This window comes from Alteromonas sp. P256, assembly GCF_036864455.1.
Classification (GTDB): domain Bacteria; phylum Pseudomonadota; class Gammaproteobacteria; order Enterobacterales; family Alteromonadaceae; genus Alteromonas.
In genome coordinates, this window is sequence record NZ_JAZETM010000001.1 from 577,677 (window position 1) to 590,777 (window position 13,101).

The 13,101-nt window shown below is 45.3% G+C and carries 11 protein-coding genes; 8 read left to right on the forward strand and 3 right to left on the reverse strand.

Features of this window, described 5'->3' with window-relative positions:
- Window positions 1–34 precede the first annotated feature (34 nt).
- Window positions 35–910 (reverse strand): co-chaperone DjlA, encoded by an 876-nt coding sequence (djlA, locus tag V7R39_RS02550; protein ID WP_334027823.1) that lies wholly within the window; start codon window positions 908–910, stop codon window positions 35–37.
- 423 nt (window positions 911–1,333) lie between these two features.
- Here djlA and V7R39_RS02555 point away from each other — a divergent pair, with 423 nt between their 5' ends.
- From V7R39_RS02555 to V7R39_RS02590, 8 genes are all read left to right on the forward strand, one after another.
- Window positions 1,334–3,568: an LPS-assembly protein LptD gene (locus V7R39_RS02555; RefSeq protein WP_334027825.1), complete on the forward strand. Its 2,235-nt coding sequence runs from the start codon at window positions 1,334–1,336 to the stop codon at window positions 3,566–3,568.
- 61 nt (window positions 3,569–3,629) lie between these two features.
- Window positions 3,630–4,913 carry a peptidylprolyl isomerase SurA gene (gene surA / locus V7R39_RS02560; RefSeq protein WP_334027827.1) on the forward strand — a complete coding sequence of 428 codons (1,284 nt, stop codon included), beginning with the start codon at window positions 3,630–3,632 and terminating at the stop codon, window positions 4,911–4,913.
- A gap of 14 nt (window positions 4,914–4,927) precedes the next feature.
- Window positions 4,928–5,914, forward strand: coding sequence for a 4-hydroxythreonine-4-phosphate dehydrogenase PdxA (pdxA, locus tag V7R39_RS02565; RefSeq protein WP_334027829.1), 987 nt, complete (start codon window positions 4,928–4,930; stop codon window positions 5,912–5,914).
- Window positions 5,911–6,738, forward strand: coding sequence for a 16S rRNA (adenine(1518)-N(6)/adenine(1519)-N(6))-dimethyltransferase RsmA (gene rsmA / locus V7R39_RS02570; RefSeq protein ID WP_334027831.1), 828 nt, complete (start codon window positions 5,911–5,913; stop codon window positions 6,736–6,738). Before pdxA ends, rsmA begins: the two co-directional genes overlap by 4 nt.
- Window positions 6,739–6,745: 7 nt before the next feature.
- Window positions 6,746–7,120, forward strand: coding sequence for a Co2+/Mg2+ efflux protein ApaG (gene apaG, locus V7R39_RS02575; protein WP_334027833.1), 375 nt, complete (start codon window positions 6,746–6,748; stop codon window positions 7,118–7,120).
- Window positions 7,121–7,129: 9 nt separating this feature from the next.
- On the forward strand, window positions 7,130–7,945 hold the full coding sequence (locus V7R39_RS02580) for a symmetrical bis(5'-nucleosyl)-tetraphosphatase (protein ID WP_334027835.1): 816 nt from the start codon (window positions 7,130–7,132) through the stop codon (window positions 7,943–7,945).
- 328 nt (window positions 7,946–8,273) lie between these two features.
- Complete coding sequence (locus V7R39_RS02585; RefSeq protein WP_334027837.1) at window positions 8,274–10,298, forward strand: HAMP domain-containing methyl-accepting chemotaxis protein; 2,025 nt, start codon at window positions 8,274–8,276, stop codon at window positions 10,296–10,298.
- A gap of 263 nt (window positions 10,299–10,561) precedes the next feature.
- Window positions 10,562–11,143, forward strand: a complete 582-nt coding sequence (locus tag V7R39_RS02590; protein ID WP_334027839.1) for an SOUL family heme-binding protein — start codon at window positions 10,562–10,564, stop codon at window positions 11,141–11,143.
- Between the two features lie 39 nt (window positions 11,144–11,182).
- Here the strand turns inward: V7R39_RS02590 and lysC are convergent, their stop codons facing one another.
- Window positions 11,183–12,532 carry a lysine-sensitive aspartokinase 3 gene (gene lysC, locus V7R39_RS02595; protein WP_334027840.1) on the reverse strand — a complete coding sequence of 450 codons (1,350 nt, stop codon included), beginning with the start codon at window positions 12,530–12,532 and terminating at the stop codon, window positions 11,183–11,185.
- A 63-nt stretch (window positions 12,533–12,595) separates the two neighbouring features.
- Entirely contained in the window at window positions 12,596–13,048 is a 453-nt protein-coding gene (locus V7R39_RS02600; RefSeq protein WP_334027842.1) for a DUF192 domain-containing protein, read from the reverse strand.
- Between the last annotated feature and the right edge of the window lie 53 nt (window positions 13,049–13,101).

The window sequence follows — 13,101 nt, forward strand, 5'->3', positions numbered from 1 at the left end:
TAACTCTCCGTTTAAAAACGCACTGCACGCCATGTTAAAAGTCACGTCGCTGTTTAATAAGCTCATAAGCAGACTGAATATCCTGCGCTTTTTTCTTCGCAATCTCCATCGCCTGTTCAGGTAAGCCTTTTGAAATCAGCTTATCCGGGTGATGCTCTGACATTCTCTTGCGATAGGCCCGTTTAATGGTTTTTTCATCGTCTGACGCGCTAACGCCTAAAATACGATAGGCATCATCGAGAGTCTGCTGCGCTGAATATGGCGCTTGCTGCTGGCGTGAATGCTGACGTCTTCCGTTTGCTTGTCCGCGCTGGTTTCCTCGCTGACCTTCCCGCTGGCGAAAGCGAAGCTCAGCTTCAAACATAGAAATTAAGTAGTCGAGGTCACGACGTCTAAAACCAAGAGGCTTAGCGACCTTTTCAAGCACCACATATTCTTCTTGCGAAAGCTGGCCGTCGGCAAACGCAGCTTGAATCAAAATCTCCAAAAACACTTGTAGAATATCTCGTCGACCATGGGTTGCCTCATAAAAACCCTTGAGCATATCGGCAAGCGGAAAGTCTCGTGCTTTCCCTTCTCTAAATGCATCTTGGGCCTCTCGACGGGCATCACCGGTTAACTGCATTTCATCCATTAGCGAAGTGGCTATCTGAATTTCTCTGTCTGTCACTTTCCCATCAGACTTTGCAAGATGTCCTAAGGCGCTGAACAAACTATGAAAGAATATGGCCTGCTGTTTGAGGGAGTTTTGGTCGCTGAAGAATCGGCCAAAGCCGCCCATTCTATTGAAGTTTTGGCTGTATGCTTTGTCGAAAAAGTGGCCAACCACTAACCCTAAAACGATGCCAAGAAAATGTTTCAAAAACATGAAACCAAAGAGGGCTCCGAGAACCTTACCCCAAAAAGACATTAAATTGCGCTCCTGTAGTGCTACCTTTGGCAACATCGGCTTTGTGATTGTCACAACAACTATATCAAAGACATGCCTGCAGTGAAGTAGCAATGTTTGATGTATTTGCCATTCTTAGAGGGTTATTGTGTGTAAAAAGCCCTACTTCAACTTAAAAATGCGTATTATTGTGATATTTTTTGGAGGAACGGTTGGTAATTGGTTCAGAAGTGCTTAGAATTGACCGGCTGTAGTCTACATCAAAACGTTGGTGGTCTCTCGACAGTGTATCGACAGTGTATCGACAGTCTCTCAACGTGGCCCGCTGCGTTTTAAACGTCTGCCGCCAGCACATTTTAAACACAGCACCGAACTTAAAAAGACCTACAGCGTCTTATACGGGGTTAAACGCATTATATTATTTAACAGGCCGCCTTTTTACGCATGAAAAATACCTGCGCCTTGCTCGTTTTCGCGACTCTATTGCCCATAGTCGCGTTTGCACAGGACACCTCCACATCGTTAGCTACTCCGTTGGCTTTTTGCAGTGCTGAACCGGTTTCGTTCAGTAGCAGTAGGCTAATGGAAAAAGGCCATATAAAGGTAGAAGCAAATCGTACTGAGATTGTTGAAAACAAGGTTGCTCTGTTCTCTGGCAACGTTGATATAACCTCGGACACTGCAGTGATTAGTGCATCTCAAGCACAAGTGAACAGTGGTGGCAAAGATGTTATCGCCAAGGGCGATGTGACCTACCAAGATTCAGCGCTAAAAGTGCAAAGCGATACGGTGTCGTTGCGTTCTGAAGAAGAACGCTTAGAAATGACCAATACCAAGTATGAACTCACCGGTTTTGTTGGTCAGGGCGCAGCAAAAGATATTGTGTTGGACACCGATACCGGGATAATACTTAAGGAAGTCAGCTTTACCACATGCCCAGAAGGCGATGAAGACTGGTTAATCAGGGCCAGCGAAATAAGCTTGGAGAAAGGCACCGCGTGGGGCCAAGCCAAGCACACTCGCTTTTACATCGCTGACGTACCGGTATTTTACCTGCCCTACTTTGCTTTTCCTGTAAGCAATGAGCGTCAGACAGGCCTGCTTTTTCCAGAGTTAACCAGCTCCAGTCGAACAGGCGTAGACTACACCCAGCCTTTTTACTGGAATATCGCCCCTAATTACGACATGACCATTTCCCCTCGCTTAATGACGAGACGCGGGGTTCAGCTCAACACTGAGTTTCGTTATTTAACGGAAAAAAGCGAGGGTATGGCCTATGTGGAATACCTTCCAAGCGATAGCGATATTGACGGTAATCCAGACCGCTATTTTTATCGATTACAGCATCAAGGCCTTGTTGGTGATAACTGGCTACTTAATATTGATTTCAACGGGTTAAGCGACGATAACTATCTGCTTGACCTTGGATCTGATTATTACAGCCGTTCCGACACTCACCTATATCGCAGCGTCGGACTTAGCTATTACGACGAAAACTTATCAGTCAACGTTGAGGTAAAAGACTTTGAAGTACTTGGAGATACCGCCGACAGTTATCGTGCAGTACCTCAAGTCAAAGTTAATTACCGTACCGAAATGTGGCGCTATTTTGAGTTCAGCCTAGACTCGGAAATAGCCCATTTCGACAACACACTTGATACCGCGCCAACGGCCACACGTTTTCACATCGCTCCTACATTGGCGTTACCTTTACGAGCGGCATGGGGAGAAGTGGTAGCTGAAACGTCGCTGTTTCAAACCGTATACAAGCAAGACAATGTTGATGGAACCGCATTAGAGGAAGATGTTGAGCGAAGTCTTGGGCAAGCTAGACTGTACGGTGCGCTATATTTTGAAAGGGATACCTCTTGGTTCAATGATGAATTTTCCATGACCTTTGAGCCGAAAGTACAGTACTTATATACCTCATTTGAAGACCAAACTGCTATTGGTTTATACGACTCAACGGCGCTTTTAACCGACGTTGAAGGCCTGTTTCGCGGGCAAGAATTTACCGGCCTTGACCGAATCAACGACAACAATCAAATTACCCTTGGCGCAACGACTCGCATGTTAGATAAAAACAATCGGGAACAATTCGTTCTTAGTGTGGGTCAGATATTCTATCTTGAAAACAACAAGGTGATAGCAGCAACAAAAGATCAGGACCGTTCTGCCCTTGCCGCCGAGATAGACTGGCGCTTTGACCAAAATTGGTATTTCCATTCCGACGTTCAGGTGACAACGGATACCGATAAGGTTGACTTGAGCAGCGTTGGAATAGAATACAGAAAAGATGCATCTCGCTTTCTCCAACTTAGCCATCGCTATGTTCGCAATTTAAGTGGCGAGACAATTGATCAAATTGGAATATCTGCCAGCTGGCCTATCAACAAAAACTGGCAATGGGTTGGCAGAACGTATAGAGATTTAGAAAGAAATCGCAGTGTCGAAACCTACGCAGGCCTGCAATATGAATCTTGCTGCTGGGCTGTGCGCTTTGTGGCCCAGCGAACCCTTAACAATCGTTTTAACGATAATGGTGAGCAAACCACAGACGATTTTGATTCAGGGATTTCACTGCAGTTTATTTTCAAAGGAATTGGCTCGATGGCGAGCAGAAGAAGCATGCTGGAAGACGGTATGTTTGGCTATCGACAGCCTTATAGTTTAAATTAACCCGTAATTACGCACCGATTAAACGTGCGTTAATACATTAACCAATAATAAAAGAGTGTGTATGAAGTTCATTATCCGTGCATTGATGTTAGGTGCAGTACTCTCATTTAGCAGTATGGCACAAGAGGTCATGCTTGATCGCGTTTCCGTGATTGTTGACCAAGGTGTAGTGCTAGAAAGCGAAATCGCTGCACTAGTAAAAGAAGTAAAGCGCAACGCAGAGGCGAACAATCAAGAGCTTCCCTCAGATCGCGCCTTAAGAACTCAGGCCATTGAGCGCTTAATAACCAAAAATCTCCAGCTTCAAATGGCTGAGCGTATGGGTATTCAAATTAGCGATCCACAGCTAGAGCAAACCATTGGTAACATTGCGGCGAATCAAAATGCCTCTATGGAACAATTAAGAACTCAACTCGCTGCAGAAGGCATTGCGTATGACGACTACCGCGAAGACATTCGCGAAGAAATCATCATGGGCGAAGTAAGACGGGCTAATGTTCGTCGTCGTGTTTATATTACGCCACAAGAAATTGATACGTTAATGGGCCTTATAGAGCAGCAAGGTGCTGAACAAGCGGAATACCGCCTTGGTCATATTCTTATTGGTTTCCCTGCCGACCCAACCGACGAAGACATCCAAGCCTCTCGTGAAAGAGCGGAAAAGGTTATCTCGTTACTCGAGTCTGGCTCAGATTTCACTAAAATTGCTATCGCGTCATCGTCGGGTAATGAAGCCCTTGAAGGTGGTGACATGGGTTGGTTAAACATCAACGCAATGCCGACGCTGTTTGCTGAAGCCGTGCAAAACAAAGAAGTGGATTCATTGGTAGGTCCTATTCGAAGCGGCGCCGGTTTCCACATACTAAAAGTCGTTGATACCCGCGGTATTGAAAAAGTGACGGTGCAAGAAGTGAATTCTCGTCATATTTTGGTTAAGCCTTCTATTATTCTCAGTGAAGATAAAGCGAAGGACATGCTTGCTGGTTTTAAAGAAGACTTAATAGCAGGCGAGGCTGAATTTGAAGAGCTGGCTAAAGAATATTCAGAAGACCCTGGTTCAGCCCTTCGCGGCGGAGATCTCGGTTGGTCTAACCCAGATAACTACGTACCTGCATTTAAAGACGCGCTGGCAAACCTTGAGCCAGGTGAGTTTAGTGAGCCTGTGCGCTCAGTTCACGGTTGGCATTTAATTCAGCTTATTGAGCGTCGCGTTGACGATGCCACCGATAAGCGCAAAGAAGAAAAAGCCTATCAGCTGATCTTTAATAGGAAGTTTGCCGAAGAAACAGAAAACTGGCTTCGTGAAATGCGTGACGCAGCGTATATCGAAGTTATCGAGTCTTAAACTATAAGTTATTCATGAGCAGACCAATTAAAATAGCAGTAACGCCGGGCGAACCGGCGGGCATCGGGCCAGATTTAATCGTTAAACTGGCCCAAGAAGAATGGCAGGCTCAGCTTGTTGTATTTGCCGATAGCGATATGCTTACGGCACGTGCCAGGGACCTTGGCATTGAATTAACGCTAATCGATTACGACCCCGACAACGCTGATATTCAAGCGCCGGGGTCATTGTTTATAAAGCATATCGATAAGTCGGCAGATGTTGTGGCCGGTACACTCGATAGTGAGAACGGCCTGTACGTAGTGGAAACACTGCGCCAAGCCTGCCAGGCCAACATTGATGGTGATTTTGATGCTGTGGTGACCGGCCCAGTTCACAAAGGCATTATCAACAAAGCGGGTGTTTCTTTTAGTGGTCACACTGAGTTTTTTGCCTATCAGTCAAATACGATTGATGTGGTGATGTTACTTTCTACAGAAGGGCTCAACGTTGCACTGGCCACCACACATATTCCTTTAGAGTATGTTGCAAAAGCCATCACGAGTGCTCGCCTTCACAAAGTGATTCATATTATTCATACCGATTTAAAGCTTAAATTTGGTATTAAAGAACCACGTATTTACGTGTGTGGACTGAATCCTCATGCGGGAGAAGACGGTCATATTGGTACTGAAGAGATCCGTACCATAACGCCTGCGCTCAACGAACTTCGCGAAGAAGGGCTTGATATCATTGGGCCACTTCCCGCAGATACCATTTTTCAACCTAAATACCTGCAAGATGCCGATGTTGTGTTGGCGATGTACCATGACCAGGGCTTACCTGTGTTAAAGTACAAGGGGTTCGGCGCGGCGGTAAACATCACTCTGGGTTTACCCTTCATTCGTACATCGGTAGACCACGGTACAGCGCTTGATTTAGCCGGTACTGGTAATGCCGACGCCGGTAGTTTCAGAAAAGCATTGGAAAAAGCCATCGAGCTTGCGCAGCATCAACAATGAGTAAAACACACTTAGGCCACACGGCACGAAAACGATTTGGGCAAAACTTTCTTCACGACGATTATGTAATTGGAAAGATTGTTGCGGCTATCGCTCCCAAAAATGAACAAAACCTGGTTGAAATAGGACCGGGTTTAGGCGCGCTTACCGACCCGGTATGCGAAGAAGTAGACAGACTCACTGTTATTGAACTTGATAGAGATTTGGCTAAGCGCTTGCGTCAACACCCATTTAACGGTGAAAAACTCAACGTTATTGAGCAAGATGCAATGACAATGGATTTCTGCGCATTATCAAGAGAAATGCCCGATAGCGACCGCAAACTTCGAGTATTTGGCAATCTTCCATACAACATCTCAACGCCACTTATGTTTCACCTTTTTGATCACGCGCCCTGCATTGAAGATATGCACTTTATGCTGCAAAAAGAAGTGGTAAACAGATTGGCCGCTGGCCCTGGTTCAAAAAGCTATGGCCGCCTTTCGGTAATGGCGCAATATTACTGTCACGTTATTCCTGTATTAAATGTACCACCAGGTGCTTTTAACCCGCCGCCTAAAGTAGATTCAGCGGTCGTTAAACTTGTACCTCACAGTGTACCGCCTGTTAAGATAGAATCGCTAAGCACCCTTGAAAGAGTCTGTGCTCAAGCATTTAACCAGCGCAGAAAAACAATTCGTAATTCTCTGAAAGACTGTTTAAGTGAAGAAGAAATCACTGCGCTGGGTCTTGACCCGAAGTGTCGCGCTGAAACGCTCTCACTGACTGATTTTGCTACTATTGCAAATGCCGTCTCTAGCAAAGAATATCATCAAGAGTCTTAGTTTTTCTATGCATGAATTAGATATCCAAGTGCGAGTGAAAACTCGCCACTTACCTGAACATCTCCCTTCCGATTCAGCGCAGTTCGCATTTGCCTATCACATTACGATTGAAAACAAGAGTGATGAAACCGTTCAATTAATTAATCGCTACTGGCGTATTACTGATGCGAATGAAAAAACGTCTGAGGTTGAGGGTGCAGGCGTTGTGGGAAAACAGCCTATACTTAAACCTAATGAAAGTTTTGAATATACTAGTGGAGCGGTAATCGATACCCCTGTAGGCAACATGCAAGGGTATTATGAAATGGAGCGTGAAAATGGTGAGCGCTTCAGACTCCCTATCGATGTATTTAGACTTGCGGTTCCCCATATACTGCATTAAGGATGAATAATGGCTAAAGGCAACACTTATGTCATTGGCGATATTCAGGGCTGCTACGATGGGTTACGACGCATTTTAGACAAAGCCAAGTTTGACCCTGACAAAGACACGCTTTACGCCGTGGGCGACTTAGTGGCTCGCGGAGAAGACTCCCTCAGCACACTGCGATTTTTAAAGTCTCTTGGAAACAGTTTTTCTAGCGTACTTGGCAATCACGACCTTCACTTTTTAGCTACGCTTAATGATATTCACAAAGCCAAAAAGTCTGACAATTTAGACCCTCTGCTAAACGCCAGCGATGTCAAAGAGCTAGAGACATGGCTTCGTCAGTTTCCGTTAGCGGCCAAGTTAGACAAACATACGCTCATTGTCCATGCTGGACTCTATCCAAGCTGGTCAATGAAAAAAGCGCTGTCGCTAAGCAACGAGGTGTCCGACGCCTTAAAGGGGCCTGATTACGTCAACCTCTTAAAAACCATGTATGGCAACACGCCAGTGAAATGGTCGAAAGAACTTAGCCAAGAAGAGCAGCGCCGCTTTACCGTCAATGCGTGTACACGAATGCGCTTTGTCACTGAATCTGGGGAGCTCAATTTTGACAATAAATCCCATCCTGATAGCGCGACAGATGACATCAAGCCATGGTTTAAAGTGCAAAACCCGAAGCTAAAAGCCAAACAAAAGGTTATATTTGGTCATTGGGCAGCCCTTTCTGGTGAGACACAGTCGCCTCAATTCGTTGGTCTTGATACTGGCTATGTATGGGGACAAACCTTAACCTTACTGAACCATACTTCTGGTGAGCTCATCACGCTCACGGCTTGAGGGTTAAAGCCACTTTCCATATACTTTTTGCTCCTACTTCCCTCTCCTCATCTCGCACTTGTGTACTATTAATACCAGAATAAGCCGCGCTAAAATAAGCGGCTTTTGCGACGCGACTGGTCTGAACGAAAAATAAATGTCATAAATTTAAGAATAGGGGTAAACATTAAGTAGTTGTAGTCGATACATTATTTTAATGTTCTACAATAAAAATGTTCACTAAACATACTCAACGCTAGGCCACACCTTAAACAATGAGGTATATTTTGAACGGTTTGCGAGGTAATATTGTGGAAAACAAAAACAAAAACACCCATCAGGAGTTCCGATGAAAATAACCGTAGCCACTCGCGTCATTGGTGGATTTGTAGCGATAAGTGCGCTGCTCATTGTTGTGAGTATCGTATCCCTCGTTAACCTCAACTCCATTGGTTCAGCAACTGAAGAAGTTAACGACGTCGCTCTGCCGAGTGTTGCGGGAAGTAATGCGCTTAAAGCGAGCTTCCTGAATATGGGACGACTTACCTTCGAAAGTTATATAGAAGAAGAGTTATCTGATCTGTCTGAAAAGCGTAATTCTTTTAATGCCGCACAAGATACCTTTGACTCTGAGTACAACCAGCTAGCACAAGCTGTCAGCAAAGATGCTGAACTACAGGGTTCTCTTAATTCAGTTCGCGACGCCTATGAAGCCTACACCAAGAACGTAGATGCTATGTATGCCAATCATAAGCAGTATCTTGATTTGCGCAACACCATCGCTGACCGTTTAGGTGACGCAGAAGATAATGCTGATGACGCATCAACCTACCTTCTCGATTTTTCTGATTTAGACTCGGTTCAGCGTATTCCTGAGCTGCGCCGTGCATCTGAAATTGGTAGCGAACTTGAGACCTCTCTTCTGTCTTTGCTCACTGTATCTTATGAGTACATTAAAACGCAGACACTACAACGCTCTCAAACACTGGGTAATGAAGTTGATTTAGTGGTCGACAAGGTGGTTACTCAGTTAAGTGAAATGAACGCAGTTGCCGATGGCCGCGACGATTCTGGAACCCTTGATGATATAAACGATTTAGTCAACGACGCCATTAACGCCATCAAGGCGAATGATGGTGTGATGCAGCTTCATGTAGACAGACTTGAGCGTCGTAATGACGCTGAGCAAGCGCTGAACGCCTCTGACGCTAATATAAATCAAGGTACGTTGGAGCTAGGCCGTTTATTGACCTTAGCTGACAAGAAAGCCAGCGATATAGAATCACAAGTAAACTCCGCCATCACTACGGGTAACACGTTCGTTATTGTTGTTGTGCTTGCGTCAATCGCCGTCGCTGCATTTATCGGTTACATCACGGTTCGCGCTATTACGCTTCCGCTAAGCCGAGTAAACGAGCTACTTACCGTGGCGTCCTCAGGTGACCTTACTCATCGTCTTGATGATTCTGCTCAGGATGAATTTGGTTTACTAGCAAGAAACTGCAACACGCTTATCGGCAATTTAAAAGAACTTATCACTGGTATTAACGTTCGGGCAGAGCAGTTAGCCGCTGCATCGGAACAAACCTCGGCTGTGACGGCGCAAACGACTCACTCCATTCAAGATCAGAAGTCTCAAATTGGTCAGGTCGCTACTGCCACCACAGAAATGCATTCTACGTCTCAATTAGTTGTGCAGAGCGCTGAAGATACACTTAGCCAAATTCGTCATGCTGACAAAGAAGCAGAAAACGTCCGCTCAATCTCCCTTGAAAACAAAAACACCATTGAGATATTGGCGAAAGACGTGCAAGACGCTGCCGACGTTATTAACAAACTACATCAAGATAGCGCGAGCATTGGCGGTATCCTCGATGTTATTCGTGGTGTTGCAGACCAAACTAACCTGCTTGCACTAAACGCTGCTATTGAGGCCGCTCGTGCTGGTGAGCAGGGCAGAGGTTTTGCAGTGGTTGCCGACGAAGTAAGAACCTTGGCAAGCCGTACGCAGCAATCTACGCAGGAAATTAATGCCATGATTGAAGTACTTCAGGCAGGTGCTGAGCGCGCAGTATCTGTGATGAATCAAGGTAAAGAGCAAACTGCGGCCTGCGTATCGCAAACTGAGAAAGCAACACAAGCCCTTGATATTATCTCTGACGCAGTTCATAAAGCCCATGATGTCAGCTCTCAAATTGAGCAGTCTGCCCGCGAGCAAAATACGGTTTCACAAGAAATCAGTCAGAAACTTGAAACGATTGTAGGTATTGCTGAAGAGACTACCGCAGGTGCTCAGCAAACGTCTGATTCAAGCCATGAGGTTGCAAGGCTAGCTGATGAACTTCAGCAGTCTATTCGCCAATTTAAGGTGTAGATTACCTTCTATCGATGCGAAAAAGCCCCGTATTAACCTTGTTAATACGGGCTTTTTTTATAACACGCTTTTTCGACATTCAACTGCCTGCATCCCGCATCTTTATCGCCATCTTTCCAATCGCCAACAAAATCTACATGCCCATCTCCATCTGCGAAGCTATGTGACCAAATATCGATGCAACCGCGTATGAATTGCAAATATTACTAACGTGTAGCATCACCGTGAAACTTCTAGCGCTTACCTTATTGTGTGGATTACTCATGCCTAGCTTCTCCGCCCGTGCCGATAAAACCTATTATAAAGACAGCGAAACCATCGCCTACAAAACGATTGACTCCCTTGCAGAGGAAATTGAAGTGAGAGAGTACCCTGCTTCTCTTGCGGTAATGTCGAAAGGTAACAGCGACAATGGCGCATTTAGGCTTTTATTTAATTACATCTCTGGTGAAAACAAAGCACGCAGTGAAATTGCGATGACATCACCGGTAGAAGTGGGTAACGAACAGGTAGAAAGTGCAAAAATCGCCATGACGTCGCCTGTTGAGGTTACCTCAAAAAACACCATGATGTTTTTTCTGCCAAGTCAATACAACGTGGATAACGCGCCCGTCCCCTTACATCCTGAGGTATCATTAGTTGAAGTTCCGGCAAGGAAAGTGGCAGTAATTCGCTATTCCGGATTTAACAATGACGATAAGCGACAGGCGTATGCCGAAACACTATTGCGAACACTTAAAGAACAGGGTTATGACATTGCCGGCAACCCAAGTTACCTAGGCTACGACTCCCCTTTTACCCTACCGTGGAATAAACGTCACGAGGTCATTATTCCGGTAAAATAAAGCAGTGTAAGTAGTTAGTACTCACACTACACTATAATGCTACTCAAACAGCGCTTTATGAAGCTTTCTGACGACGTCACTGCTATTCGTTTCGTTAACCAGGAAAGACAGGTTGTGAGGGTTCGCGCCAAAACAGATCATGCGTAGATTAAAATCAGATACCGCTGCCAGAATCTTGCTCGACACGCCCACCGCGGTTTGCATGTTATTACCTACCACTGTGACCAAGTCGTAACCCTTCTCAACGGTAACGTCACAAATTGTTTCTAATTCAGCAATGGTCTCTTTATTAAGACGCTGAGCAACAGAGTTAGCCGGGTTATCTAACGTAAATGACACGGAAATTTCAGATGTTGTCACCAAATCAACACTTAACTTATGCTTGGCAATAATAGCGAACACCTGCTGCAGGAAGCCCTGAGCGTACATCATTTTAGGTGTTTTCACTGTCACCATGACTTGCTCTTTACGACGTGTAATCGCTCGGTAAGGCGGCTCAAACTCGCAGTCGCGCACAATCCAAGTACCGCCTTTCTCAGGCTCTTTGCTTGAACCTACAAACACCTTAATGTCTTTGCGCAGCGCCGGTTCCATTGTGGCAGGGTGAAGTACCTTAGCACCAAACGTAGCCATTTCAGCTGCTTCTTCAAAGCTTAACTCAGGCAGTGGCCGTGCGGTATCGGTTATGCGGGGATCTGTGGTGTATACACCAATAACGTCGGTCCATATTTCACACGCCTCGGCATTCATAGCTTCTGCAAGAAGCGCAGCGGTAAAGTCAGAACCCCCTCGCCCCAGCGTAGTGGTGTTGCCATTTTCGTCTGCACCGACAAAACCCTGTGTTACCACAATGGCGTTTTCAATTTCAGGTGCAAGCAGCTGCTCAGCCAAAGTGGCAATTTGCTCAATGTGTGGCGCCGCTTCTCCAAACTCGCTGTCCGTGCGCAGTACTTTTCTCACGTCAAAATTAATCGTCTTCACACCTTGCTCAGCAAGTACCGATGAAAACATAAGAGAAGACATTCGCTCGCCCATTGAAAGCAACTGGTCTTTTAAGTCATTGCGGTGCAAAATTTCTTCGTGAAACGCTAACGCGCGGACTTCCTCTAGAAGATCATTAAGCTTAGTTTCTACCGACGGTTTGTCTTGTAACTTGTCGAGTATGGCAAGCTCGATGTCAGTGATAGCTTGGCATGTTTCATCTATCTGCTGCTGCGTCATAGGGGTATGAGCCAAGCTAACCAAGTGGTTAGTTACGCCCGCTGATGCGCTTACCACAACGATACGCGTATTCTTATTACCGGCAACAATTCGAGCACAGTTTTGCATTACAGTATAATTGGCAACACTGGTTCCGCCGAACTTAGCTATCGATAAGGCATTTGTCACTTTATTTAACTCCAGATTAGCACCAGTTTTTTACTGGCGTACTGCGCATTGATATAGCGCAGCTTAACGATGAATTGTTATTTGGTCTCCAACCTTCACGTTGTGATTGGCAAACCACCCTTGGTTCATTTCCAGTGCGTACAGTACCTTTTTCGATGAGCCTACAGATTCTAGGCTATGGGGCATCAAAGGTTTTATATCAGTAATGACACCGTTTCTGTCGATAAATGCTACGTCTAAGGGTATAAAAGTGTTCTTCATCCACATACCCGCGTACTTCACGGTATCAAAGGTGAAAAACATTCCACAATCTTCACATAATTCTTTTCTAAACATAAGCCCCTGAGCACGCTGCTCAAAGGTTTTTGCGTACTGAACGTCGTATTTTTTATCACCCATGGTAATTGAGATACGATCAAAACTGACTTCGTTCATTCTAGCAACGGGGTCCACCTGCGCCTGCACGCAGCCAGCCGATAAGCAAGTAACCATTAATACAAAGAGAAGCTTGTCCATTAGACGTTCCTATAAGCGTAAAAAGTCGCCAAATTCGACTTATTATTGGATAA